This is a genomic window from Halpernia sp. GG3 (assembly GCF_052976925.2).
This window is the reverse complement of record NZ_JBRIIR020000012.1, coordinates 69,549-95,467: the sequence shown is the minus strand read 5'-3', so window position 1 is coordinate 95,467 and position 25,919 is coordinate 69,549. Positions and strand designations below refer to the sequence as shown.

21 protein-coding genes are annotated in these 25,919 nt (G+C 33.7%); 8 read left to right on the top strand and 13 right to left on the bottom strand.

Annotated features, from left to right (window positions below; all coding sequences use genetic code 11):
- The first annotated feature begins 26 nt into the window (after positions 1-26).
- Complete coding sequence (gene rpe / locus ACVBED_RS06795) at positions 27-677, top strand: ribulose-phosphate 3-epimerase (RefSeq protein WP_447119883.1); 651 nt, start codon at positions 27-29, stop codon at positions 675-677.
- A gap of 77 nt (positions 678-754) precedes the next feature.
- Here rpe and ACVBED_RS06790 read toward each other — a convergent pair whose 3' ends face one another.
- The 7 genes from ACVBED_RS06790 to ACVBED_RS06760 form a co-directional block, all read right to left on the bottom strand.
- The gene (locus ACVBED_RS06790) at positions 755-2,377 is read right to left on the bottom strand and encodes an NADP-dependent glyceraldehyde-3-phosphate dehydrogenase (protein WP_447119882.1); all 1,623 of its coding nucleotides are present in this window, start codon (positions 2,375-2,377) and stop codon (positions 755-757) included.
- Between the two features lie 158 nt (positions 2,378-2,535).
- Entirely contained in the window at positions 2,536-2,955 is a 420-nt protein-coding gene (locus ACVBED_RS06785) for a nucleoside-diphosphate kinase (protein ID WP_473094732.1), read from the bottom strand.
- Positions 2,956-3,130: 175 nt separating this feature from the next.
- On the bottom strand, positions 3,131-4,057 hold the full coding sequence (rsgA, locus tag ACVBED_RS06780) for a ribosome small subunit-dependent GTPase A (protein WP_447119881.1): 927 nt from the start codon (positions 4,055-4,057) through the stop codon (positions 3,131-3,133).
- A 30-nt stretch (positions 4,058-4,087) separates the two neighbouring features.
- Positions 4,088-5,167, bottom strand: coding sequence for a chorismate mutase (locus ACVBED_RS06775; RefSeq protein WP_473094731.1), 1,080 nt, complete (start codon positions 5,165-5,167; stop codon positions 4,088-4,090).
- 34 nt (positions 5,168-5,201) lie between these two features.
- On the bottom strand, positions 5,202-5,723 hold the full coding sequence (locus ACVBED_RS06770; protein WP_473094730.1) for a hypothetical protein: 522 nt from the start codon (positions 5,721-5,723) through the stop codon (positions 5,202-5,204).
- Positions 5,724-5,830: 107 nt separating this feature from the next.
- Positions 5,831-6,916 (bottom strand): DNA polymerase III subunit gamma/tau, encoded by a 1,086-nt coding sequence (gene dnaX, locus ACVBED_RS06765; protein WP_473094729.1) that lies wholly within the window; start codon positions 6,914-6,916, stop codon positions 5,831-5,833.
- 64 nt (positions 6,917-6,980) lie between these two features.
- On the bottom strand, positions 6,981-10,466 hold the full coding sequence (locus ACVBED_RS06760) for a glycosyltransferase family 117 protein (RefSeq protein WP_473094728.1): 3,486 nt from the start codon (positions 10,464-10,466) through the stop codon (positions 6,981-6,983).
- A gap of 222 nt (positions 10,467-10,688) precedes the next feature.
- Here ACVBED_RS06760 and ACVBED_RS06755 point away from each other — a divergent pair, with 222 nt between their 5' ends.
- From ACVBED_RS06755 to ACVBED_RS06745, 3 genes are all read left to right on the top strand, one after another.
- Entirely contained in the window at positions 10,689-11,726 is a 1,038-nt protein-coding gene (locus tag ACVBED_RS06755; protein WP_473094727.1) for a PLP-dependent cysteine synthase family protein, read from the top strand.
- A 106-nt stretch (positions 11,727-11,832) separates the two neighbouring features.
- Positions 11,833-13,104: an aminotransferase class I/II-fold pyridoxal phosphate-dependent enzyme gene (locus tag ACVBED_RS06750; protein WP_447119879.1), complete on the top strand. Its 1,272-nt coding sequence runs from the start codon at positions 11,833-11,835 to the stop codon at positions 13,102-13,104.
- Between the two features lie 96 nt (positions 13,105-13,200).
- Positions 13,201-15,396: a B12-binding domain-containing radical SAM protein gene (locus ACVBED_RS06745; RefSeq protein ID WP_473094726.1), complete on the top strand. Its 2,196-nt coding sequence runs from the start codon at positions 13,201-13,203 to the stop codon at positions 15,394-15,396.
- Between the two features lie 108 nt (positions 15,397-15,504).
- Here ACVBED_RS06745 and ACVBED_RS06740 read toward each other — a convergent pair whose 3' ends face one another.
- Positions 15,505-15,786: a FoF1 ATP synthase subunit delta/epsilon gene (locus ACVBED_RS06740; protein WP_473094725.1), complete on the bottom strand. Its 282-nt coding sequence runs from the start codon at positions 15,784-15,786 to the stop codon at positions 15,505-15,507.
- Between the two features lie 79 nt (positions 15,787-15,865).
- Entirely contained in the window at positions 15,866-17,374 is a 1,509-nt protein-coding gene (gene atpD, locus ACVBED_RS06735; protein ID WP_473094724.1) for a F0F1 ATP synthase subunit beta, read from the bottom strand.
- A gap of 100 nt (positions 17,375-17,474) precedes the next feature.
- Between atpD and ACVBED_RS06730 the strand changes: the two genes are divergently transcribed.
- Entirely contained in the window at positions 17,475-18,395 is a 921-nt protein-coding gene (locus ACVBED_RS06730; RefSeq protein ID WP_473094723.1) for a bifunctional riboflavin kinase/FAD synthetase, read from the top strand.
- 4 nt (positions 18,396-18,399) lie between these two features.
- Here the strand turns inward: ACVBED_RS06730 and ACVBED_RS06725 are convergent, their stop codons facing one another.
- The 3 genes from ACVBED_RS06725 to ACVBED_RS06715 all read right to left on the bottom strand — a co-directional run bounded on the left by ACVBED_RS06725 (position 18,400) and on the right by ACVBED_RS06715 (position 22,087).
- On the bottom strand, positions 18,400-18,744 hold the full coding sequence (locus tag ACVBED_RS06725; RefSeq protein ID WP_473094722.1) for an MmcQ/YjbR family DNA-binding protein: 345 nt from the start codon (positions 18,742-18,744) through the stop codon (positions 18,400-18,402).
- Between the two features lie 284 nt (positions 18,745-19,028).
- Positions 19,029-21,113, bottom strand: coding sequence for a M13 family metallopeptidase (locus ACVBED_RS06720; RefSeq protein ID WP_473094721.1), 2,085 nt, complete (start codon positions 21,111-21,113; stop codon positions 19,029-19,031).
- Positions 21,114-21,259: 146 nt separating this feature from the next.
- Positions 21,260-22,087: a head GIN domain-containing protein gene (locus ACVBED_RS06715; protein WP_447119877.1), complete on the bottom strand. Its 828-nt coding sequence runs from the start codon at positions 22,085-22,087 to the stop codon at positions 21,260-21,262.
- A 74-nt stretch (positions 22,088-22,161) separates the two neighbouring features.
- Here ACVBED_RS06715 and ACVBED_RS06710 point away from each other — a divergent pair, with 74 nt between their 5' ends.
- The 3 genes from ACVBED_RS06710 to ACVBED_RS06700 all read left to right on the top strand — a co-directional run bounded on the left by ACVBED_RS06710 (position 22,162) and on the right by ACVBED_RS06700 (position 25,095).
- A complete protein-coding gene (locus tag ACVBED_RS06710; RefSeq protein ID WP_473094720.1) occupies positions 22,162-24,315 on the top strand; it encodes a M3 family metallopeptidase in 2,154 nt (717 codons plus the stop codon).
- Positions 24,316-24,395: 80 nt separating this feature from the next.
- The gene (locus ACVBED_RS06705; RefSeq protein ID WP_447119875.1) at positions 24,396-24,812 is read left to right on the top strand and encodes a hypothetical protein; all 417 of its coding nucleotides are present in this window, start codon (positions 24,396-24,398) and stop codon (positions 24,810-24,812) included.
- A gap of 139 nt (positions 24,813-24,951) precedes the next feature.
- The gene (locus ACVBED_RS06700; RefSeq protein ID WP_447119874.1) at positions 24,952-25,095 is read left to right on the top strand and encodes a hypothetical protein; all 144 of its coding nucleotides are present in this window, start codon (positions 24,952-24,954) and stop codon (positions 25,093-25,095) included.
- A 34-nt stretch (positions 25,096-25,129) separates the two neighbouring features.
- Here ACVBED_RS06700 and ACVBED_RS06695 read toward each other — a convergent pair whose 3' ends face one another.
- The gene (locus ACVBED_RS06695) at positions 25,130-25,774 is read right to left on the bottom strand and encodes a DUF4919 domain-containing protein (protein ID WP_473094719.1); all 645 of its coding nucleotides are present in this window, start codon (positions 25,772-25,774) and stop codon (positions 25,130-25,132) included.
- Between the last annotated feature and the right edge of the window lie 145 nt (positions 25,775-25,919).

Below are 25,919 nucleotides of genomic sequence, written 5' to 3'. Positions count from 1 at the left end.
ATAAAAAATCGACTTTTCCTAAAACCATGAAAACAAAACTAATCTCACCTTCCCTACTTTCCGCAGATTTCGGTAATTTGGAACGCGACATCAATATGCTCAATGATTCCCAGGCAGACTGGCTTCACGTCGATGTGATGGACGGAAGATTCGTTCCTAATATTTCTTTCGGCTTTCCGGTGATGAAAACCGTGCAGCAACATTCTAAAAAATTTGTAGATGTTCATTTAATGATCTTAGAACCAGAAAAATATGTGGAAGAATTCATCAATCTAGGTGCAGATCTCGTTTCTGTGCATTATGAAGCCTGCGTTCACTTAAATAGAACTATTAATTTAATTCAAAGTTTGGGCGCAAAAGCAGGTGTTGTTTTAAATCCTTCTACACCAGTTTTGATGTTGGAAGATATTATTGAAGATGTAGATCTGGTTTTATTAATGAGCGTAAATCCAGGTTTTGGCGGACAAAAATTCATTAAAAATACCTATAAAAAAATCGCTGAAACGAAAGATTTAATTTTGAGTAATAATTCCAGAGCCTTGATAGAAGTTGATGGCGGGGTAAATCTTGAAAATGCCACAAAACTATTCGACGCAGGTGCAGATGTTTTAGTTGCTGGGAACGCGGTTTTCTCCTCAGAAGATCCAGCAAAAACAATTGAACTTTTGAAAATTTAAAGTACAAAGAGAAAATTAATTAAAGTTCAGTCGCAGTTCAAAAAAATCAAACTGCAACTGAAACTGAAACTTTTAAATTAAAATATAAATTTTGTCGAGAGAAAACTCGATTCGTCTTCGGTAACAATTTTATTGATAATTGCTTTATTCTCTTTCGTTTCTTTCGTTGCAACAACCGTTCTGATCGAAAACGAACGCAGTGCATCATAAACAGAAAGCGTTCCTTCCGCAGAATCTTTTCTACCGGTAAAAGGAAATGTATCAGGCCCTCTTTGGCATTGAACATTAATGTTTACGCGGGAAACCTGATTTACCAAACCATCAATTAAATGTGAAATTTCTTTGGTATCAGTCCCAAAGATACTCACCTGTTGTCCGTAGTTTGAAGTGATCATATAATCAATTGGTTCCTGCATATCTGTAAATGAAACAATCGGAACGATGGGTCCAAATTGTTCCTCGCGGTACAATTTCATTCCCTCTTTTACGGGATATATTACCGCAGGGAAAAACAATGTTCCATTTTGAACACCGCCATTTTCATTCATGATCGAAGCGCCTTTTGCTTTTGCATCTGAAATGCAATCATTTAAATATTTAAATTTTTCTTCTTCCGGCAACGGTGTAATTTGAACTTTTTCGTCCCACGGCATTCCGAATTTTAAGGCATCCACTTTTTCACAGAATTTTTTTATAAATTCATCTTTTATATTTTCATGAACGTACAAAATTTTCAACGCGGTACAACGCTGACCATTAAAAGACAAACTTCCTAAAACACACTCTTCAACTGCATTTTCTAAATTAGCGTTTTCTAAAACAATCGCCGGATTTTTCGCATCTAAACCTAAAATTGCCCGCAAACGATTTACTTTAGGGTGTGCTTTTTTTATATCTGACGCAACTTTGGATGATCCAATTAAAGTTAAAACATTAATTTTCCCCGTATGCATCAAAGGTTCTATGATCTCGCTTCCCTTGCCGTACAAATAATTCACGACACCTTTTGGGAAACTTTTTTCTATGGCTTTTGATAAAGAATAATGCAACAAACACCCATTTTTTGGTGGTTTAAATAGAACAACATTGCCCATTATTAAAGCTGGAATCATCAAAGTATAAGTTTCGTTTAAAGGATAATTATACGGACCGATACACAAAGTAATACCTAAAGATGAGCGACGAACTTGCCCAATAACGCCCTCTTCAATGACAAATGTAGAAGATTTACGTTCTAATTTTTTTAATGATTCAATCGTATCATAAATATATTTTATAGTTCTGTCAAATTCTTTTTCCGAATCATTTTGAGATTTTCCAATTTCCCACATTAATAAATTGACCACTTCGGATCTCAAATTAATCATTTCACCAACAAACTTTTCCACGTGGAAAATTCTTTGCTCAACAGAAAACATTGGCCATTCCCCAAAACCATTATCATAAGCCATTTCTGAACTTTCTAAACATTCAAATGCTTCTGACAATCCCGTTTTAGGAATTTTCCCAATGGAAATACGTTCTAATTTGCCCTCACTGGTTTGACGACAGATTGCTGCATTTACTTCTTTAAATGGTCCATTCCAAGGTTTAAATTCCCCATTTACCAAGTATTCTTCTTGATAAATCTGCGGTATCTCTTTGGAATTAACTGATAAAAACGTATCAAATAAATGATTTTTAGTAATTATATTTTGCATAGTTTTAAATATAGAATTTAGACTATGAAATTACAATTTATTTAAATAATAACTGATAATTTAATAGTTATTTAAAATCAAAATTTTACGTAGCAATAAATAAAAAACCGCTTCAAAATTTAATTTCAAACGGAGTCTATCTTTAATTTTTAAAAAAATTAGAAAATTTCTTTACCGGCAAAATGAAATGCCGCTTCTATATGCGCATTTTCATCTGAATCTGATCCATGAACTGCGTTTTCACCGATTGATTTTGCAAACATTTTTCTAATTGTTCCTTCCGCTGCATCCGCAGGATTTGTGGCACCGATTAAAGTTCTGAAACTTTCTACCGCGTTTTCATTTTCTAAAACTGCCGCAACGATTGGTCCGGAAGACATAAAATCTACTAATTCACCGTAAAAAGGTCTTTCCGCGTGAACTTCGTAAAATTTTTGAGCATCTGCAACCGTAAGTTGCGTTAATTTCAAGGCTTTGATTTTGAATCCAGCACCTGCTATTTTTCCTAAGATTGCACCGATGTGACCGTCTGCAACTGCATCTGGTTTAATCATTGTGAATGTAATTTCTCCTGACATTTTTCTGTTTTAATTTGCCGCAAAAGTAATGAATTTCTATTAATATAAAAACTTTTATTGAAATCTAAAAACTTGGCACAAGATTTGAAATAGCCCATCCGATTCTCATGTTTAATTGAGTTTTCATGGTTATTAGTTTTTACCCCAGCTTCTGTTGGGGTTTTGTTTTTTTAAACTAGTTTTTCTGAAGTTGTTCCGCTTCTTCCATTAATTTTAAATACGTAATATAGCGAGAATCTTGAATTGTATCATTCTCTAAACCTTCTAAAACTGCACATTTTGGTTCGTTGATATGAAGACAATTGTAAAATTTACAACTTCTGCCCAATTTAAAAATTTCTGGAAAATAGTGTTGAATATCTTCTTTTTCAACATCTATCATCGCAAACTCACGTACTCCGGGAGTATCAATAACGCTCCCACCAAATTTCCAGAAATGCATCTGTGCAAAAGTTGTTGTATGTTTTCCCTTTTGATGAATTTCAGAAATTAAACCTGTTTTTATATCCAAACCAGGTTGCAAAGCGTTTACCAACGTTGATTTTCCGCTTCCTGAATGTCCAAAGAAAACTGAGGTTTTATTTTTAATATTCTCTGTCAATAGGTTTAAATTTAATTCTGAAACAGAAGAAATCATTAAACCTTGATATCCAATATTTTGATACATCGTTTGAATTTGCTCTACAAACTCGATTTCTGGTTCAGATAAAAGATCAATTTTGCTAAATAATATTAATGGTAAAATATTATAAGCTTCACAACACGCCAAAAAGCGATCAAGAAATCCAAAAGACGTTTCCGGCTGTTTTAAAGTAAAAATAAAACACGCAACATCAACATTCGACGCAATAATATGCGATTCTTTTGAAAGATTAACGGCTTTTCTGATTAAATAATTTCTTCGGGGTTCAATTCTAGTAATCCATGCGACATCATCTATTTCAAGTTGGAATTCTACGTTATCTCCAACCGCCAAAGGATTTGTTAACCGACTTTTTATTAATTTAAATTTACCGCGAATTCGTGCCTCGAAAACCGTTCCGGTTTTTTCTTCCATCACTTGGTACCAGCTTCCGGTAGATTTTATAACGAGGCCTTTCAAATCATTAAATTTTGCTTGATAATTATAAAATTATTTATTGATCATAATACTATTTTGCACTTCAATAGATTCTTCGTGAATCGCTTTAAAAACTTTTTCAATAAATTCACTGCTCATGCCAGTTTCTTCGGCTTTTTGAGACGCATATTCTGTAATAATTCTCCATCGATCTGGCTGAAAAATCGCAATATTATTTTCTTTTTTTAAAGTTCCGATTTTCTCAGAAACTTTCATTCTTTGGGATAAAATATCGATTAATTGAAAATCAATGTCGCTGATTAAAGTTCTGTGACGCGTCATTTCATCATCCCATTTTGAAATATCAGAATTCCTGATTTTTAAATTTGAAATTAATTCACCCAAAACAGCTGGCGTAATTTGCTGTGCAGCATCACTCCACGCTTCGTCTGGCGAATAATGAGTTTCAATCATTGCACCTTGGTAACCAACATTTAACGCTTCTTGTGTAATCCCAGCTAATCCTGTTCTGTTACCACAAATATGCGACGGATCAACGATCATCGGGATATTTGGAAACTGATGCCGGAAATCTAAAGCGATTTGCCAGTTTGGAATATTTCTATATTTCGTTTTTTGATACGTTGAAAAACCGCGGTGGATTGCACCTAAATTTTCTACGCCTTGACCTAAAAGTCTTTCCATTGCGCCAATCCATAAAGCCAAATCTGGGTTTACAGGATTTTTTACAAAAACCGGTTTATTGGTGCCGCGAAGTGCGACGGCAATTTCCTGCACAGTAAAGGGATTTACAGTGGAACGTGCGCCAATCCACAATATGTCTACATCAGCTTCTAAAGCGGCAAAAACGTGGTGCGCATTTGCAACTTCTGTAGCGGTTTTAAAACCATATTCTTCTTTTACTTTTTTTAGCCAGTTTAAACCAATTACTCCAACTCCTTCAAAACCATTTGGCTTCGTTCTCGGTTTCCATATTCCTGCACGGAAAACTGGAATTTCTGCATTTGATTCTCTGATTTCTTTAGCCGTTTGAAGCATCTGAGATTCACTTTCTGCGCTGCAAGGTCCGGCAATAATTAAAGGTGTTGGGAATTCATTTACCCATTCATTTTTCAGTTCTTTTAATTCCATTTACGTTTTGGCTTTGCCAATTTTTTATCATTAATTAAGAAAAATCAAATTTCATTAGATCATTTAAATCATTTAAAACTGGATTAATCTCGGCAAATTTATCAAAAATTTTGCGTTTTGTCAGTATTTCTTTTTTTAGTTTAATATCCATTTTAAAATTGAGGGTAATGTGAAAATTATTAACCTTGTGTTTAAAATGATTTAAAAATTTTGCATTTACTGTATTAAATTCCACTCTCGCTGATTCTGAAGGATAACAAATTTCTATGTCGTGTTCGTTAATTTTTATTAATTTAAAACCATTTATAGCATTGTAAACCATAGAGTTATCGATTTTAATTTCCTCTAAAAATAAATTCCATTCTTGTTGCAAATCAGTTTCAGAAAAGTGGTTTTGTGGTCTATCCTTTTCCAACACAATTTCATTTATAACCTCCTTTTTTTCCTCAACTTTTAAAGCATCAAAAATACTAAATTTTGATTTTTCTTTTTTTTGAATTAAAGGTTTTTCTGCAATTTGAATTTGAATTTTTTGAGGTAATTCTAATTTATTCACAGGTTCTTGCACCAAAGTAATCGGCTTAATTTCTTTCTCAATAACAGTTTTGGAAACTTCAGGAAGACCTTTTAAAACAACAGCTTCTTTAAGAAACGGCGCTAGAATTAAGAATTTTTTTTTTTAGAATCTAACGGATGTTGATTTAAACTGGACAATTGCATCAACGCAATTTCTACCGTTAAACGCGGATTTTTAGAATTTTTATAATTGATATCTGCGTGATTACAAATTTCAACGGCATCAATTAAATCCTGCGCGCTCCAGTTTTTACTTTGCTCGCTATACTTTTGTTTACTTTTATCTCCGACTTCAATTAAAGTTAAAGTCAATGGATTTTTTGCCATCATCAAATCTCTGAAATGACTTCCTAGACCCGCAATAAAAATGTGCGGATCAAACCCTTTTTTTATAATTTCATTGAACGCACCAAGTACTTCCGGGATTTTATTTTCCTGCGCTAAATCTGCAATATTTAAATATTGATCGTAATCTAAAATATTAAGAACTTCAGCCGTTTTTTCTAAAGTAATATTATTCTGAGAAAAAGTCACCATTCTGTCAAAAATAGAAAGTGCGTCACGCAAAGCGCCGTCTGCTTTCTGAGCAATCAAAAATAAAGCATCTTCTTCGTAATTTACTTTTTCTTTTTCAGCAATTTCTTTTAAATGACTTTGAATATCTTCAATCTGAATTCTTTTAAAATCATAAATCTGACAACGCGACAAAATTGTCGGAATTATTTTATGCTTTTCTGTGGTTGCTAAAATGAAAATAGCGTGTTCCGGCGGTTCTTCTAAAGTTTTTAAAAATGCATTAAAAGCCGCGGAAGACAACATATGAACCTCATCAATAATATAAATTTTATACTTTCCGACTTGCGGCGCAAAACGAACCTGATCCGTTAAATTCCGAATATCATCTACAGAATTATTGGAAGCCGCATCTAATTCAAAAATATTGTAAGCAAAATTATCTTCGGAAGTTGAACCGTCTTTTTCGTTAATTTTTCTGGCTAAAATTCTTGCACAAGTGGTTTTACCAACGCCTCGCGGACCACAAAAAAGCAAAGCCTGCGCAAGTTGATTATTTTCAATGGCGTGTTCCAAAGTATCTGTAATATGAGATTGCCCAACAACAGTATCAAACTCTTGCGGACGGTATTTTCTTGCAGAAACAACGAAATTTTCCATTGGTCAAAAATAGGGAAATATGTCTTTACTAAAAAATGGAATCATTAAAATTTAAAATAAAAAATTATTGCGTCGCTTTGATTAAATCATTACTTATTTGATCCAGTTTCTCATTGGTATAAGTAGAATCATACGGTTTCATGATTTCAAATAGATACTGATAAAATGGTGTAATTTTTTGCACTTCCTCAGATTTATCCATCGCTTTTACTTTACCCATTTCCTTTAAATCTTTTATAAAAGTATTAAATCTTTTATCAATGGGTTGAATAGATTTAACTAAATAATCATACGCTTTTGTTGGATTTCCCGTTTTTTTGTAAGCATCTGCAACGGCGCCAACAACTATAGAATATTCCATCGGTTTTGTGCGCATTTGACGTCCTAAAAACTTCTGTTCTCTTGGACTCAATGATGCATAGTAATCATATTCTGTGAAAATACCTTTTTTAAGCTGATCGGCTAATTTTAAGCCCTTTTGCTCTTGTCCGGAAACAATGTAGCCATAAACGATTGCGCTCAAAGAACGCGGATCGTTGTATTTCTGAACAGGAATTTCTTTCGCAGCTAAATCTAAAATTTCTAAAGCTTTTTGCTTTTCTCCATTTAGAGCTAGAGCTTCTGCGGCACGACTTGCAGAATTTCTGTAACTGATAATATTTTGAGTACAAGTTTCATCAAAATGAGCATTTAAATCCTTAAAATTCCCCCAACGGTAACTTTTCACAATATTATACAAGCTATTTCCATCAACTCTTCCCATATCACCAGATTCTGTTTGCTTAGTTTCTATCGGTGTTAAGCGATAACTAAAGCCATCAAACTGTAGGAAATCTTGCATGTAAAATATATTTTCATCATCGTAAATTCCACCGGATGAGAAATTAATTGGTCGTTTCCAATCAAAATTTGCCAAAATATCCATCATCATCAGATTATTTTTAAACATACTATTGCTTTTGTAGTTTATCATAATTTGATCAACCGCTTTCGGGGCATCTTGCGGAAGCAGAATACCAGATTTTACAGCGTTTACTTTATTTACAGGTAAAATAAATTTACTTACCGGAATAAAATTAAATTTATCAAACTTTTCATCGCCAAAAATCATTTTCAGAATCTGATTTTTGTCTTCTGATTTACTTTTAATGAAATTCATGGCTTCTTTAAAAGTCATAGAATCCTGTGTTAAATATTTTCTAAATTCAGACATTGCTGTATCTGGCGCACCAGAATCTTTTAAATTAGCAAAGATGTTTTTCCAATCTTTCTTTGACATGATGTAAATCTGATCATTTGTACCGTCGCGATAATCATCATGATTTAATTGCGAAGGGACAGGCATCGAGTTATAAGTCCGGCGTTTTACCTGATCAATATCCCAAGGAGTGGAGAGAAGTGTAAAATTAACCACTTTCACATCAGATCTGAATTCTGAAGTTTCCTGAAGTGCCCAGACTGGATAAGTATCGTTATCACCATAAACAAATAAAATATCTTCTTTTGGCAAAGATTTTAAACTTGAGTAAGCGTAATCATACGCTGTATAACGATTGCTTCTGTCGTGGACATTATAATTTTGAAAACCCATCATAAATGGAACGCCCAACATTACCGCTCCTGCGAAAATATTTATGGTATTATTTTTAACTTTTTTATTTAAAAACCAGATGACTGCAGCGGCACCCAAACCGATCCAAATTGCAAAAGCATAAAAAGCTCCTACCAAAGCATAATCTCTTTCACGCGGCTCAAAAGGTTTCATTCCTGTATAAAAAACAATGCCTACACTGGTGATCACAAATAAGGCAAGAATGGCATAAAACCGACCGAAATCTTTATTTAACTGAAAAAAGAAACCGATCAAACCCAATAAAAACGGTAAAAAGAAAAAGTAAACTGTACTTTCATTTTTAAATTTCGCGGGCATATCTGCCTGATCACCCCACATCGCGTTATCAATAAACGGAATCCCGGAAATCCAGTTTCCGTTGGTGTTTTCCATGTTACCTTCTAAATCATTTTGACGTCCTACAAAGTTCCACATTAAGTAACGCGCAAAATAATAACCATTCTGAAAAGTGAAAAAATAATCTAAATTTTGACCTAAAGACGGGCGCTGAACGTTAACTAAATTATGAGATTTCGCCTGCAGATAATCAGAAACTTTTATAGTGCCATTTTCATATTTCTTATGCATTTCATCAAAGGCCTGTTTGGCTTGCGGATTATCAGCAATATCAGAATCATCCGTATTAAATGTAAAATCTGGCGCACCATACATTGAGATATAATTTGCCATCACGTCTTTATCTTCCGCAAACATTCTTGGCATAAAACTTACCTGATCTTTAGAAAAAACATAATCAAAACGCTCACTGGTTTTTCTATAAGTTCCTGTCGTCTCGTCTTTTTCATAGACATCACCAGTTTTATTTGTTTTAAAACTACCGTCTTCATTTTTTTGAATTCCGTTTACATCTAAATAAGCCGTATAATTTTGTCCATAAGCGGTAGGCCAGTCGCCGTATTGTGCTCGATTATAATAATCTAACATGCCAAGTGCATTATCTGGATTATTTAAATTTATGGGTGGATTTGCAGTGGCTCTGATCGGAATTACCATCCAACAGGAGAAACCAATAACCATATAAACCAAGGATAACGAAATTGTTTGGTAAACTCTTTTTTTAGATTTTCTGGCAAATCTTATAATAAAATACGAAAGACCTATCAAAATAATAAATCCAAATATAGTTCCCGAATGGAAAGGAAGCCCTAAACCATTAACAAAGAAAATTTCGGATTTACCGAACATCGCCATGATAAAAGGAAAAACTCCTTTAAAAACTAAAATTAATATAACTAAAGTAACTAAATTTCCTATTAAAAATCCCTTCCAGGTGAAGGTGTAATTTCTTGCATAATAAATAAGACAAACTGCAGGTATTACTAGCATACACATCATGTGAACGCCTATAGATAAACCAAGTATAAAAAATATTAAAATGATCCAACGCTCATTATCTGCAGCTTGATATTCATTTTCCCATTTTGTAATTAGCCATAACATAAGTGCGATAAAAAGAGAAGCCATCGAGTAAACCTCACCTTCAACAGCGGAAAACCAGAAACTGTCGGAAAAAGCAAAACACAAAGCGCCGACTAAACCTGCAAATAAAATGGTGATTTCTTCGCCTCTAGTCACTTCTGTAAACTCTTTATGAAACATTCTGCGCACCAAATGCGTGATGGTCCAAAATAAAAATAGAATTGTGAAAGCACTGAACATAGAAGACATGGCATTGATAACTACAGAATAGTGATCATGATTTCCTAAAGCAAACATTGCAAAAACAGCCCCGACTAATTGAAATAATGCAGCGCCAGGAGCATGAGTTACTTGCAGTTTCACCGCGGATGAAATGTATTCTCCACAATCCCAAAAACTAAAATTAGGTTCAATCGTAGATAAATATGTGATAAAAGAAATTGCAAATACGAGCCAACCTAGGAGGTTATTCCACTTTTTAAAGGACCAATTTTTCATAATTTTTTTCTAATGCAGCGAAATTAATGTTTTTAGTTCATACCTAAAATATTTTAACAAATTTTAAAGAAGCTATTAAACTATTTCGGCTGAAAAGCAAGATTAAGTTAATAACGATTAAAATTACTATGCTATATATCATAATTGGGGGGGTCAACTTTTTTTGATTGAATTTTTTTTGTTATTTTTGCATTCAGTTTTTTAGAGACAAAATGAATAAAAATGACTAATGTACACGATAGTATTCTAGGATTAATTGGCAACACACCAATGGTTAGACTAAACCAAGTTACTAAAAATATCCCAGGAAAAGTTTTTGCAAAACTTGAATCTTCAAATCCAGGTCACTCAACAAAAGATAGAATTGCACTTCATATTATAGAAGCCGCTGAAAAAAATGGATTATTATATCCAGGTTGCACAATAGTTGAAACCACTTCGGGAAATACGGGTTTTTCTATGGCGATGGTAAGTATTATAAAAGGTTATAAATGCATATTGTCTGTAAGCGATAAAACAAAACCGGAAAAGATTGCATATCTAAAAGCCTTGGGAGCTACTGTAAATGTTTGTCCAGCTGCTGTTGCCGCTGACGATCCGAGATCTTATTATGAAGTTGCGAAAAGAATTGCAAGAGAAACACCAAATTCTATTTATATCAATCAGTATTTTAATGAATTAAATATTGATGCGCATTATCAAAGTACAGGTCCTGAAATTTGGGAACAAACCGACGGAAAAATTACGCACATTTTTGGATGTACCGGAACCGGCGGAACGCTTTCAGGCTCTGCAAAATTTTTAAAGGAAAAAAATCCAAACATAAAAGTTATCGGCGTTGATGCCGATGGATCAGTTTTAAAAACCTTTCACGAAACTGGTAAAATAGATGAATCAGAAATACATTCATACCAGATTGAAGGATTAGGTAAAAATTTAATTCCTGGTGCTTTGTTATTTGACAAAATTGACGAATTTGTACGCGTTAATGACGAAGACAGCGCTTACCGTACTAGAGAAATTGCTTTGAAAGAAGCTATAATGGGCGGATATACTACGGGCGCAGTTGTGCAGGCTTTAATTCAGTATGCGCAGAATAGCACTTTATCACAGGATGATATTATCGTTCTAATTTTTCCGGATCATGGCTCAAGATATATTTCTAAAGTATACAGTGACGACTGGATGTCAGAGCAGGGATTTTCCAAAAATGGTTACAGTAGTTATGAAGCAGTTTCCAAGACTGCGACAGAATTATAAAAATTATTAGATAATATAAGTCAGCCTTTTGTGAAAATTAAAGGCTTTTTATTTGTCGTATATTTCATTAACTTTGCATTCGGAAAACTATATAGAAAAAAATTTAATGGATATATTTGAACGTATTAGACAAAATCCTGGCCCTTTAGGTCAATTTGCGGATTATGCAGAAGGTTATTTTGTCTTTCCAAAATTGGAAGGTCCTATTGGTCCCAGGATGATATTTCAAGGAAGAGAGGTTATTTACTGGAGTGCTAATGATTATTTAGGTCTTTGTAATCACCCAGAAGTTTTAGAAGCAGATGCTAAAGCCGCTGCTCAATACGGCCTTTTTTATCCGATGGGAGCAAGAGCAATGTCTGGCGAAACAGATGCGCACCAACAATTAGAAAGAGAATTGGCGGCATTCGTAAAAGAAGAAGCGGCGTATTTACTGAATTTTGGTTACCAAGGAATGGTGTCTACTATTGACTCATTGGTTACGAGACATGACGTAATTGTTTATGATGCTGATGCTCACGCCTGTATTATTGATGGCGTACGTTTACATATTGGTAAAAACTTTACTTATAAACACAATGATGTAGAAAGTTTAGAAAAAAACTTGAAACGAGCAGAAAAAGTGACCAGCCAGACAGGTGGTGGTATTCTTGTCATTACCGAAGGTGTTTTCGGAATGCGCGGAATACAAGGTAAAGTGAAAGAAATTACAGATTTGAAATCAAAATATAATTTCAGACTTTTGGTTGACGATGCACATGGATTTGGTACTTTAGGTAAAACTGGTGCTGGAGTTGGAGAAGAGCAAGAATGTCAAAATAAAATTGATATTTATTTCTCTACTTTCGCAAAATCTATGGCGGGATTTGGAGCATTTATTGCCGGCGAAAAGGAAATTATTAGATTTTTAAAATATAATATGCGTTCGCAGATTTTTGCTAAATCTTTAACGATGCCAATGGTCATTGGTGGATTGAAAAGGTTAGACCTATTACGTTCTAATCCGGGACTAAAAGACAAATTGTGGTACAATGTGAAGAAACTACAAGACGGTCTGCGTGAACGCGGTTATAATATTGGTGATACAAACACATGTGTGACGCCAGTTATGATGAAAGGTGACACAATAGAGGCGACTATTTTAGTGCGAGATCTACGTGAGAATTACGGTATTTTTACTTCAGTAGTTGTTTATCCCGTAATTCCAAAAGGGATGATTTTGTTGAGATTAATTCCAACTGCTTCGCACACTGATGCAGAAATTAATGAGACACTAGACGCATTTGATGCCATTCACGAAAAACTCGTTTCTGGTAAATATAAAGTACAAGCAGAAGCTTTTTTAACTGAAAATAATTTAGCTTTCAAAGAAGCATAATCAACTTTGAAAAAGTAACAGAAAAACCGTTTGAATCTTTTCAGACGGTTTTTTATTTAATTAATAATTTTAAAATAAATTTGTAAAAATTTTCTCTTGAAAGATTTGTTAATCATCACCCCACCTTTTACGCAACTAAATACGCCGTACCCCGCAACTGCTTATATTAAAGGCTTTCTCAACACTAAAGGGATTTCAAGTTTCCAAATGGATTTAGGAATTGAAGTAATATTAAAATTATTTTCTAAAAATGGTCTCGAGAAAGTTTTTAAAGAATCAAAAAATCTACAAACTATTTCAGAAAATTCTAAACGAATTTTCGCTTTAAAAGAAGATTACATCACAACTATTGATCAAGTCATTCTTTTTTTACAAAATAAAAATCCAACATTAGCACGGCAAATTTGCAGCATGAATTTTTTGCCCGAAGCTTCGCGGTTTAACCAACTTGATGACTTAGAATATTCTTTTGGAAATATGGGTTTACAAGATAAAGCGAAACACCTTGCCACGCTTTATTTAGAAGATTTATCAGATTACATCGTAGAAAATATTGATGCTGATTTCGGCTTTAGCAGATACGCCGAACGTATTGGTCAAAGCGCCAATTCTTTTAATGGACTTTATCTAAAATTGACTGGTGAAAAGTCTTTTATAGATGATTTTACTTTAAAAATATTAGATGATAAAATAAAAAATATTCAGCCAAAATTAATCTGTTTTTCTGTTCCTTTTCCGGGAAATCTTTACGCCGCTTTTAAATGTGCGCAATTTATTAAATTAAATTTTCCAAATATAAAAATCGCAATGGGCGGCGGTTTTCCAAATACAGAATTACGGGAACTAAAAGACAAAAGAGTTTTTGAGTTTTTTGATTTTATTACTTTAGATGACGGAGAATTACCTTTGGAATTACTTTTCGACCATGTTAATTCTACCAAAAACAATTCACAATCAGATTTTAAAAGAACTTTTTTACTAGAAAATAATGAAGTTGTTTATAAAAATAATTCTAAACGCGCAGATTATAAACAGGCCTTTGTCGGCACGCCTGATTATTCGGATTTAATTTTAGACCAATATATTTCAGTCATCGAAATAGTAAATCCAATGCATAGTTTATGGAGCGACGGACGTTGGAATAAACTCACCATGGCACACGGTTGCTATTGGGGAAAATGTACATTTTGCGATATTTCTTTAGATTATATAAAAATCTACGAACCTATTTCTGCCAAAATTTTAGTGGACAGAATGGAGGAACTCATTTTACAAACTGGTGAATCTGGATTTCATTTTGTAGATGAAGCCGCACCACCGGCTTTAATGCGCGAAGTTGCACTAGAAATTATACGCCGGAACTTAATAGTAACCTGGTGGGCGAATATTAGATTTGAAAAAAGCTTCACCAGAGATTTGTGTTTTTTATTGAAAATTTCAGGTTGCATCGCCGTTTCTGGCGGCTTGGAAGTGGCTAGTGACCGATTATTGAAGTTGATCGAAAAAGGTGTTACCGTAGAACAAGTTGCACAGGTCACAAGAAATTTCACTGAAGCGGGCGTTATGGTTCACGCTTATTTAATGTACGGTTATCCCACACAAACCATTCAGGAAACGGTAGATTCTTTAGAAATGGTGCGTCAACTTTTTGAAATGGGAATTTTACAAAGTGGCTTTTGGCATCAATTTGCGATGACGGCGCATTCACCAATAGGTAAAAATCCAGAGGAATTTGGTGTGACACCAATTAGAAAGGAAATTAATTTTGCTCATAATGATATTGATTTTACGGACGAAACTGGAATTGAACATGATAAATTTAGTTTTGGTTTAAAAAAATCTCTGCTAAATTATATGCACGGAATTAATTTTGAATTACCGCTAAAAGACTGGTTTGATTTTAAAATTCCAAAAACCACGATTGATCCAAACTACATTCACGATTGTCTTTTGGAAGGTGACAATTTTGCTTTTAATGGAAATTCTAAACTAATATTTTTAGTTAAAAATCCACAGATTGAAAATTACACTAAGATTAAAAAAGGAAATTCGTTCGACTATTCTCAACTCACTTTTCACCTTAAAACCAATGTTTTAAAGGTAGAACTGGAAAAAGAAAAAACAGAATGGTTAAAAAAAATTCTTTCTGAAAATCCCGTTGAAAATCCAAAAAAAATAACACTTCAACAGTTGAAAATCGACTACGAAGAAAATTTTAAAGATTTTGAATTGTTTTGGTTTTCAAAACCAATACAACAACTTAAAGAAAATGGTGTGATTTTAAGTTTATAAAAAATTTACAAGACCTGTTTATTAAGTAAAACGAAGATTCATTTTTTTTAAAACAAAAATCCCGCTAAGTATAAAACTCAACGGGATTTTTTTATTTAAATAAGATAATTATTCTGCTAAAATAATTCCTTTGTTATGATTAAATTCTATAACACCACTTTTTACACGAAATGAAAAAACACTTTCATTTTCCTTTTCTTTAGTAAAAAATTTGGAATATTCATCGGCAATTGCAGAAGTGTAAAGTTTTACTTTACCAGCAACTAAGGAAGAGACAATGGCCACGTGATTGTTCATAATTTGGAAATCACCGTTTTTACCAGGAATTAAAACTGAGTTAATTTCGCCTTCAAAAATTACGTGCTCCGGTGTTAATATTTTTATATTCATTTTCTTTGGGTTATAGTTTATAGGTTTTAGGTGATAGATTTAGAAAACTACAACCTAAAAACCTTTACCTAATTCCTGATTAAGCGTTTTCAGCGATTAATTTTTCACCCGCTTCAATGGCTTCTTCGATCGTTCCTTTCAAGTTAAAAGCAGACTCTGGCAAGTGGTCTAATTCACCATCCATGATCATGTTAAATCCTTTGATCGTATCTTTAATATCTACCAAAGATCCTTTCAAACCGGTAAATTGCTCAGCAACGTGGAAAGGTTGAGATAAGAATCTCTGAACTTTTCTCGCTCTGTAAACTACTAATTTATCTTCCTCAGACAGTTCTTCCATACCAAGAATCGCAATAATATCTTGCAAAGCTTTATAACGTTGTAAAATTTCTTTTACGTCTTGTGCACATTTGTAATGTTCTTCACCGATAATTTCCGGTGCTAAAATTCTGGAAGTTGAAGCCAATGGATCAACTGCAGGATAAATTCCTAAAGAAGCAATTTTTCTATCTAAAACTGTTGTTGCATCTAAATGGGCAAATGTTGTTGCTGGCGCTGGATCCGTTAAATCATCCGCAGGAACGTAAACCGCTTGCACAGATGTAATTGAACCATTTTTAGTTGAAGTAATTCTTTCCTGCATCGCACCCATTTCTGAGGCTAAAGTTGGTTGATAACCTACTGCAGAAGGCATACGGCCTAATAGTGCAGAAACTTCGGAACCTGCTTGTGTAAATCTAAAAATATTATCTACGAAAAATAAAATATCTCTACCTTGTCCAGATTCACCACCATCACGGTAATATTCTGCTAAAGTCAATCCGGAAAGTGCTACTCTTGCTCTTGCTCCAGGAGGCTCATTCATTTGACCAAAAACGAAAGCCGCTTTGGATTCTTTCATTACTTCCATGTCAATTTTGGATAGATCCCATCCCCCATTTTCCATAGAATGCATGAACTCATCGCCATATTTTATAATGCCGGATTCTAACATTTCTCTCAAAAGGTCATTGCCTTCTCTCGTTCTTTCACCAACTCCGGCGAAAACCGAAAGTCCACCGTGTCCTTTCGCGATATTATTAATTAATTCCTGAATCAAGACTGTTTTACCAACTCCTGCTCCACCGAATAAACCAATTTTTCCCCCTTTTGAATAAGGTTCAACAAGGTCAATTACTTTAATTCCGGTATAAAGAATTTCTGCTGAAGTAGAAAGTTGATCAAATTTTGGCGCGTCTCTGTGAATAGCCATACCGCCTTCTTTAGAAACTTGTGGCAAGCCATCAATAGCATCTCCAACAACATTGAACAATCTTCCGTTGATACCTTCACCAACTGGCATTGTAATTTGCTGGCCTTGGCTTACAACTTCGTAACCTCTTTGAAGTCCGTCAGTTGCATCCATTGCGATACATCTTACGGTATCTTCACCTATGTGCTGCTCTACCTCAAGAATCACTTTATCCCCATTTTTCTTGGTGATTTCTAAAGCGTCATAAATCTTTGGAAGCTCTTGTGCATCTGCAAAAACAACATCTAAAACTGGACCGATAATTTGAGAAATTTTACCTACTATTTGGTTTGCCATTGCTAATTTTTTTCTTGGTGCAAATATAAGAAAACCTACGAAATCTGCAATTGCTTTGAAAGAAGATTTTTATCATATTTGCAAACAGAAAAAACATGTCTTGCATACTAACAAAAATCTTGATCTTTATTCCTCTAAAAAACCGCTTGCGCTTTCTATAGGCATGTTTGATGGCGTACATAAAGGTCATCAGTTCATCATTTCACATCTCAATAAAGTAGCGAAAAGTTTAAATTTAGATTCTGCAATCTTTACTTTCTGGCCGCATCCCAGAACTTTTTTTGATCCAGATTGTGATCTGAAATTATTAAACATCTTAGAAGAAAAGCAAAATTTACTAGAGGAAAACAACATTCAATATTTATTTTTACAAAAATTTGATGACGATTTTCGGAATCTTACCGGTGAAGAATTTGTCCGGAAAATATTAGTTGAAAAATTAAATGTAAAATATTTAATCATCGGTTACGACCACACTTTTGGCAAAGATAAATCTGGAAATTTTCAACTTTTGCAAAAATTAGCACCCGAATTAGATTTTGAAGTTTCACAACTTCCTGCAGTAGATTTTCACCATAAACACATCAGTTCTACACAAATTAGAAATGCATTATCCGACGGAAATATATTTGAAGCTAATGAAATGTTGAGTTACAGTTATTCACTTTCCGGAAAAGTGGTTCACGGAAAAAAAATTGGCCGAACAATTGGTTATCCGACAGCAAATTTAGAAGTTGACGCTATAAAATTATTGCCAAAAAACGGCGCTTACATTGTAGAAGTTTTTTTAGATAATAAATTTTACAAAGGCATGTTGAGTATCGGCACAAATCCAACTGTAGAAGGAAAAACTAAAACAGTTGAAGTTTATATTTTAGATTTTAATCAAGATATTTACGGTGAAACTTTAACCATAAATTTCAGAGATTTTCTGCACGAAGAAATAAAATTTGAAAACCTTGAAAAATTAATTGAAAGGTTGGATGAAGATAAAATTTTGACGGAAAAGTTTGAGTTTTAATTACTTAAATCTCATCTCTAATTTTCTTGGTCAAAGATTTAAAAACCAAATCGTAAGATTCATCAATCATTTTTTTAATTAAATCTTGCTTTAAACCTTCACAAATTACCGAATTCCAATGCGTTTTGTTCATGTGAAAGGCGCCTTCAATTTGGTAATATTTTGCTCGAAGTTCAATATTTTTCTCAGGATTATTTTTTAAAGAAAATTTCAAAGGTTGCGATTCTAAAGACATTAACAAAAATATTTTTCCACCGACTTTAAAAACTAAAGTTTCTTGGTCAAAAGGAAATGATTCCGTCACACCATTCTTTTGTAAACAATAGTCCTGGATTTCCTCTGCTTGCATATTTTAATGGGTAATGGCTAGTGGGTAATTAGTAATAAGTAATTTTACCAAATTTAAAAAAATAAATTCTATTTTCAGCGAAAGTTGCAGCCCGACTTGAGTGAAGCTCTTTTTGCACGAAGCGCAGCGAAGTGGAAAAAAGCGGGAACGGAAGGCGGAAATGTCTGCCATTAAAAAAAATACAAACTACTGCTTTCGACGTAGTCAAATGTCTGCCAAAAAAAATAAAGAAAACCACCTCCAAATAAATGAAAGTGGTTTGAAAAATTTAATTTAATGTAAATCTACCAGATCTTAATTCTCTGTTGTGGCGTTTTATAAAGTTTATCACCTGTTTTCAAATCAAATGCTTTGTAGAAAGCATCGGTGTTTACCAATGGTCCAAAAGATCTGTAATATCCTGGAGAGTGTGGATCTGTTTTCGCTGCATTCATTTTACTTTGGTCAGTTGCCAAAGTTCTCCAGACCGTCCCCCAAGAAAGGAAAAATCTTTGATCTTGCGTGTAACCGCTAATTTTACCCGGCGTTCCATGGTCTTTAAGATACATTTGAAGGGCATCAAAAGCGATGTTTACACCTCCTAGATCGGCAATATTTTCACCATTAGTAAATGTTCCGTTTACGAAAGTCCCTTTTACCGGCTCATACATATTATACTGACCAGCCAAAGCTTTGGTTACTTTTTCAAAATTGGTTTTATCGGCTGGCGTCCACCAGTCTTTTAAATTACCATCACCGTCAAATTGTGCTCCAGCATCATCAAAACCATGTGTCATTTCATGACCGATAACGGCGCCAATTCCACCAAAATTAATTGCAGCATCTGCTTCTGGATTAAAAAATGGCGGCTGTAAAATAGCTGCAGGGAAAACGATTTCGTTATTTACGGGATTATAATAAGCATTTACAGTCTGCGGCGTCATTCCCCATTCTGACTTATCTACTTGTTTCCCAATTTTAGCTAAGTTTTTAGTGTTTTGCCACGCTGCAACATTTGCTAAATTGCTGTAAAGTGAACCTCCGTTTGCTTCAGATTTGATATCTAATTTAGAATAATCTTTCCACTTATCAGGATAAGCCACTTTCACAGTAAATTTATTTAGTTTTTCTAAAGCTTTTGCTTTTGTGGTAGAAGACATCCATTTAAGATTGTCGATGTGCATGGTAAAACTTTTTTTCAAGTAGCCAATTAATTCAACCATTTGAGATTTCGCGGCGGCAGGAAAATATTTGTCAACATACAATTTACCGAATGCTTCGCCTAAAACACCATTGATTAATTGATAACCTCTTTTATTTAAAGGTCTCTGCTCTTTTTGACCATTTAAATATTTATTGTAAAAATCAAATTTAGCATCATCTAAATTAGTACTTAGAAATTGTGCACTGCCGGAAACTAAATGAAATTTCATATAATCTTTTAGGAGCGGCAAATTTTCTGCAGTGATAAAACCATCCAAATCCTGGTAATATTTCAATTCACCAATGATAACTCTATTAGTATCTACACCAACACTTTTTAAATAAGATGGGAGATTTACGTTTTTAACCAATGAAGTAAGTTCTGGTAAAGTTTTCGGGTTGTACTGTAAATTTGAATCCCGAAGTTTTTCATTCGTTAATAGTGACTGCGCCATTTTGTTTTCAAAAGCGACAATTTTTGTTGCCGTTTCTGTAGCATTTGCGTAACCCAATTTACCCAACATGTTTGCTACATATTTAGTGTATTCTGCAATAACTTCAGTATTTCTTGGGCTGGTTTTTTGGTAATAGTCTCTACCAAGACCCAAACTTGCATCACCTAAATAAACTGCGTTCATTTTAGAATCCTTCAAATCCGCTTCTACAGCCCAACCATAAAAAGGATTATCTCCTTTTGCTGTGGCTTCGTCGATATATTTCTGAAAATCTGCAAGGTTTTGGATTGCATCAATTTTTGTTAGATCTGCTTTAATGGGATTTATTCCGTCTGCATTTCTTTTTGCAGTGTCCATGTAGGACGCATATAAATCCTGAATTTTCTGACCTTCGCTTTTTGCTGCAAATTTTTCAGTAAGTAAAGAGTTTAAAATCGACATAGAATGATTATCGGTGTCTTCTGCCAGTTTATTAAAACTTCCCCAACTTGTTTTATCTGAAGGAATTGTAGCAGTTTTCATCCAGTTACCATTAACATAATCGTAAAAATCATCCTGTGGCCGTACAGATTTATCCATATCAGCGAGCGTTAAGCCAACTTCTGAAGTTTGCATCATCATATTAACAGATTTTGGTGAAGTTTTTTTTATCACCTTAGTTTTTTGCGCCATGCAATTACTAAATGAAAGTACACCCACGAAAGCAAGCACACCAATGTTAAGATTTTTCATAGAAAGAGTATATTTTACTAAAATAGTCGAAAGTATATATAATATGTTACGCATTAAATAAAAAAAAATTAGCTCAAAAGTAAATTTCATAATCAATCTGTTCTAATTGATAGATAATTTAAATTTTTTGTCCTATTTCTACAAAATTATCTTATTGTAACAGAACCTCCGCTGCTTTCTTTTCTATTTTGAATGTCTAAAGATCCCACTTTTTGCACTTCGACATCTCCGCTAGAACTTGCCGACGCACTTAGTCTGCTGGAAACTTTTATTGAAACATCGCCCGAACTTGAGGCCTGTAAATCCGCGTTTTTAGTCGTGAAATTTCTTGCATCCAATTTGCCCGAAGACGAAACATCAAAATTAGTATTGGTAGAAGAACCAGAAATTGTAGCATCGCCCGAAGATGAAATATCCCCCGCAAAATCTACAGCCCAAACTTTTCCCGTAAAATTCCCACTACTCGTCACCTGTAAATGAAAATTATTTGCTTCTAAATTTCCCGCAACACTACCGGAGCTGGAAACATCGACATCCATTTTATCTTGCGTAAATTTATCTTTTACCACAATTTTACCACTTGAACTTGCGGACAATTTGCTAAAATCTTTAGCGTAAATAGTGGCTTTTATACGGTCAGAATTTCTAATATTTAAATTAGGTTTAAAGTGAATATGTACTTCATCACCTTTTTGCTCTACCCAAACTTCTTTCAGTAAATCCGAAGGTGCGGAAATAACGATCTTTTCTACATCAGATTTTACAATTTCTGCACTAATGCCGCTGGAAACTTTTATAGCATCAAAACTTAAATTATAGGTTTTGTCCTGCATAGAACCATTTCCGCTAATAGATTTGGAGGTAGAAAATAGATTTCCGATGCCATCGCTGTCTTGCCCTTTATCATTCACCGTTTTACTGCAGGAAGTAATTAAAGCTAAAGGAAGTAAAAGAATAATTGAGTTGGTTTTCATAGCTGTTTTTTTACATTATTAAATTTAGATAAAAATAGTATATTTAGACCTATTAAAAATATAACAATTTAACAATGAAAAATATTACATCAGTTGTTTTAATTTCATCTTTAGGACTCAGTATCTCTTGTTCTACAATGAAACCAATTCCACCGAAACCCGTTATGAAAGATCCTACAGCAATGCGAGCAGATTCAGTTTTTGTCAATCCGTTTGCTAAAGAAAGTTCGCTCCAATATCAAGCGCCAGAATTTGACAAGATAAAAGATTCAGATTTTAAACCTGCTTTTGATTACGGCTTAAGAGTTAATGAAAAGGAAATTGATGCGATTGCAAATAACAAAACAACTCCAACTTTCGAAAATACTATAATTGCCTTAGAAAACAGCGGCAAGGTATTGAAACGTGCGATGATCGTTTTCTATAATTTATCGGGTTCCAATACAAATCCTACGCTTCAAAAAATTGAAGCTGATTATGCACCAATTTTCGCTGCACATAACGATAAAATTTATTTAAATTCTGCCATTTTTAATCGAATCAAAGCCATTAAAATGAGCGGATTAGAGGCAGAAGACCTACGTTTAGTGGAAGTTTATAAAGAACGTTTTGAATTGGCTGGTGCAAATTTGACCGATGCTCAAAAAGTGGAAATGAAAAAAATCAATGCTGAATTGGCAACGCTTTCAACCACTTTTACCAGTAAATTATTAGAGGCAAGAAAAAATGGTGCTGTTTTAATTACAGATGTAAAAGAGCTGGACGGGTTATCGCCTGATGAACTGGCAGCCGCTAAAAAAGATGCCACTGATGCAGGACACGAAGGTCAATACCAGTTAACTTTATTAAACACGACGCAACAACCCTTATTGCAAAGTTTAAAAGTTAGAGCGACTCGTGAAAAATTATTTAAGGCTTCTGTGACAAGAGCACAAAAAGATGATGCAAACGATACACGCACCACTTTAGAAAAAATTGCCCTACTCAGAATGGAAAAAGCCCATCTGATGGGTAAAAAATCATTTGCTGAACTGAACCTTTTAGATCAAATGGCTAAAAAACCAGAAAACGCATTAAGTCTTTTGTCACAGCTAGGAAAGCCCGCTGTTGCTCAGGCAAAAGTAGAAGAAGCGGATATTCAAAAATTAATTGATTCTCAAAATGGTGGTTTTAAAGTAGAACCTTGGGACTGGAATTTTTATGCAGAGCAGGTCCGAAAAGCAAAATATGACTTGGATAACAGCGAAATTAAACCTTATTTTGAGATTAATACCGTTTTAGAAAAAGGTGTTTTTTATGCGGCGAAACAATTTTATGGTATTACTTTTAAAGAAAGAAAAGATCTTCCCGTTTACCAACCGGATGTAAAAGCCTATGAAGTTTTTGATAACGATGGAAAATCGATTGCGATCTATTACTTAGACTTCTTTACCAGAAATAATAAAGGTGGCGGCGCGTGGATGAATAATTTTGTGAATCAATCATATTCTAATGGCACAAAACCCGTGATTGTGAATGTTTTTAATTTCCAAAAACCAGCGCCCGGGAAACCTTCATTAATTTCTTTTGATGATGTAACGACTATGTTTCACGAGTTTGGACACAGTTTACACGGCATGTTTGCAAGTCAAAAATACGAGACGATTTCCGGGACTTCTGTGCCTCGTGATTTTGTTGAATTTCCTTCACAGATCAATGAATTTTTTGCTTTAGAACCTTCTATTTTAAAAAATTACGCCTTGCAGTACCAAACTAAACAGCCAATTCCACAAGCTTTAATTGATAAAATTAAAAAGGCAGCCACTTTTAATGAAGGTTATGCAAGCACAGAATTAGTTTCTGCGGCTACTTTAGATATGGCGTGGCATTCAGTAACAGATAAATCTCAATTTAAGCCGGCTCTGGAATTTGAAAAAAATGTGTTGGATAAATATGGTTTTACTTTAAAATCTGTTCCCCCAAGATACCACACACCATATTTTGCACACATTTGGGGCGGAGGTTATGCCGCAGGATATTATGCATATATGTGGAGCGATCTATTAAAATCTGACGCGTGGGATTACATCACAAAACATGGTGGAATGACGCGTGCAAATGGAGATCGGTTTAGAAAATATATTTTATCTGTCGGTAATTCTAAAGATTTAAATGTCGCTTATCATGACTTTGCTGAAAGAGACCCAAGCATTACGCCTTTGCTTAAAGACAAGGGATTTACAAAATAATTTTGAACTTTAAATATAAACCGCTCTGCAAATTTGCAGAGCGGTTTTTTTGTATTTTTGATTTAATATTAAAATAAAATATGCCTAATCACGAAGAATTTTTGACATATCATAAATTTAATGATGAATATTTAGCTACCAACTTCGCGAAAACTTTAACCGAAAATAAGATTAAAAGTTACTTGAAAAATAACTCTACACAGTTTGATCCAAGTTTTGCTAACAATGAAATTTTAAAGGAATACCGGGTGAAAATTCCAGCAAATGAATTTTGTAAAGCGGAGGTTATTTTAAAAGATTTTTACGAAAAATTAATTGAGGACCTATCAGAAGATTATTATATTTTTTCCTATTCCGATGAAGAACTATTAGAAATTATTCACAAAGATTATGAGTGGAACGAGTTTGATGTTGCCCTTGCAGATAAGATTCTAAAACAAAGAAATGTCTCGATTAATTATAATAATATTGAAAAGGAAAAACTAAAAAAAATTTAAGCAAGAAATACAGCAAAAGAAAATTAAAAGCTGGAAAATTGTATTGGGTTACTTCAGTGCATTTTTAGTATGATTTCTTGGGATAATTTATGGATACTATTTAAAAAATGATCGCAAAACGCTTTCAAATGGAGAAAGAATGTCTGCCAATCAATTTGGTGACAGAAAACACGGAACTAATATAAATGAAGTGTTACAGAAGGCGATTGAGAATAGTGAAGGTGTAGAATTAAATTTATTTTCCATTGGAATCAATGAAAACAGTGAAACAGTTTCGAAGTGAAGTTTTAAGTGGAGTTTTAAAGTCAAAAAATAACTCAATTAACTGGATCCAAATCGTTCATTACTTTAAAAATCAAATATTTTTTCCCATCCCTCCATTGGTCAAAATTAGCATCATCTGACATTTCGGAGGCCCGTTTATAACTGTTTAGATCGATCTTTAAAAAACCTGCTAAAACATATTCATCTGAAATTGACATCACTGTAAAAGCCAACGTTTGATCTTCAGTAGATCCGGATTTTAAAATCGTTTCAATCAGCTTTCGCAACTGCATTGCACGTAAACCAAAGTCTACAGTATCTTCATTCTGATTCGTATAAACCTGTAGCAAAATAGCCAAAACTTCCAGATCTGTTGGGTCCTTAAATAAAAGATTATTTGCAATTTTTATATTTTCAGCAGCCTCTTTACTTTTAAAATTTTTCACAAAATTAATTTTGTCCATATTTAGAGAACCGCTTTTGTATTTTGAATAAAATTTACCGTAATAAAGATGTTTCATTTCGAGAGAATCCAGCATTGTGGGGTCATACCGAAATCTAAAAACCAATCTCTCATAGAAATATTTCGAGTTGGGATCCTGCAAAGAAGTTTTAATTTCTTTAAAATTAAGATTAGATTTTTGCGCAGAAGTTGCCGAGAATATTAAGCAGAAAAAAAGGAAATGAAAGACTTTCATTGGGTATAAACTAATTTTAGAATAAATATAAATTAAATATAATATATATACGGAAACCAGCAAAAAAAGATTGTTATAATTTTTTTAAAAAACTCTAATAGTTCTATAATTTTTTAAAATGTGGAGCAAGACAATTTTATATTAT

Excerpts from the sequence above, each read along its gene's own strand:
- rpe (WP_447119883.1), top strand. The coding sequence starts at position 27 with ATGAAAACAAAACTAATCTCACCTTCCCTACTTTCCGCAGATTTCGGT.
- ACVBED_RS06755 (WP_473094727.1), top strand. The coding sequence starts at position 10,689 with ATGACTAATGTACACGATAGTATTCTAGGATTAATTGGCAACACACCA.
- ACVBED_RS06790 (WP_447119882.1), bottom strand. The coding sequence starts at position 2,377 with ATGCAAAATATAATTACTAAAAATCATTTATTTGATACGTTTTTATCA.
- ACVBED_RS06760 (WP_473094728.1), bottom strand. The coding sequence starts at position 10,466 with ATGAAAAATTGGTCCTTTAAAAAGTGGAATAACCTCCTAGGTTGGCTC.
- ACVBED_RS06715 (WP_447119877.1), bottom strand. The coding sequence starts at position 22,087 with ATGAAAACCAACTCAATTATTCTTTTACTTCCTTTAGCTTTAATTACT.
- ACVBED_RS06775 (WP_473094731.1), bottom strand. The coding sequence starts at position 5,167 with ATGGAATTAAAAGAACTGAAAAATGAATGGGTAAATGAATTCCCAACA.
- ACVBED_RS06750 (WP_447119879.1), top strand. The coding sequence starts at position 11,833 with ATGGATATATTTGAACGTATTAGACAAAATCCTGGCCCTTTAGGTCAA.
- ACVBED_RS06740 (WP_473094725.1), bottom strand. The coding sequence starts at position 15,786 with ATGAATATAAAAATATTAACACCGGAGCACGTAATTTTTGAAGGCGAA.
- ACVBED_RS06695 (WP_473094719.1), bottom strand. The coding sequence starts at position 25,774 with ATGAAAGTCTTTCATTTCCTTTTTTTCTGCTTAATATTCTCGGCAACT.
- atpD (WP_473094724.1), bottom strand. The coding sequence starts at position 17,374 with ATGGCAAACCAAATAGTAGGTAAAATTTCTCAAATTATCGGTCCAGTT.
- ACVBED_RS06700 (WP_447119874.1), top strand. The coding sequence starts at position 24,952 with ATGTCTGCCAATCAATTTGGTGACAGAAAACACGGAACTAATATAAAT.
- ACVBED_RS06725 (WP_473094722.1), bottom strand. The coding sequence starts at position 18,744 with ATGCAAGCAGAGGAAATCCAGGACTATTGTTTACAAAAGAATGGTGTG.
- ACVBED_RS06785 (WP_473094732.1), bottom strand. The coding sequence starts at position 2,955 with ATGTCAGGAGAAATTACATTCACAATGATTAAACCAGATGCAGTTGCA.
- ACVBED_RS06710 (WP_473094720.1), top strand. The coding sequence starts at position 22,162 with ATGAAAAATATTACATCAGTTGTTTTAATTTCATCTTTAGGACTCAGT.
- ACVBED_RS06705 (WP_447119875.1), top strand. The coding sequence starts at position 24,396 with ATGCCTAATCACGAAGAATTTTTGACATATCATAAATTTAATGATGAA.
- ACVBED_RS06720 (WP_473094721.1), bottom strand. The coding sequence starts at position 21,113 with ATGAAAAATCTTAACATTGGTGTGCTTGCTTTCGTGGGTGTACTTTCA.
- dnaX (WP_473094729.1), bottom strand. The coding sequence starts at position 6,916 with ATGGAAAATTTCGTTGTTTCTGCAAGAAAATACCGTCCGCAAGAGTTT.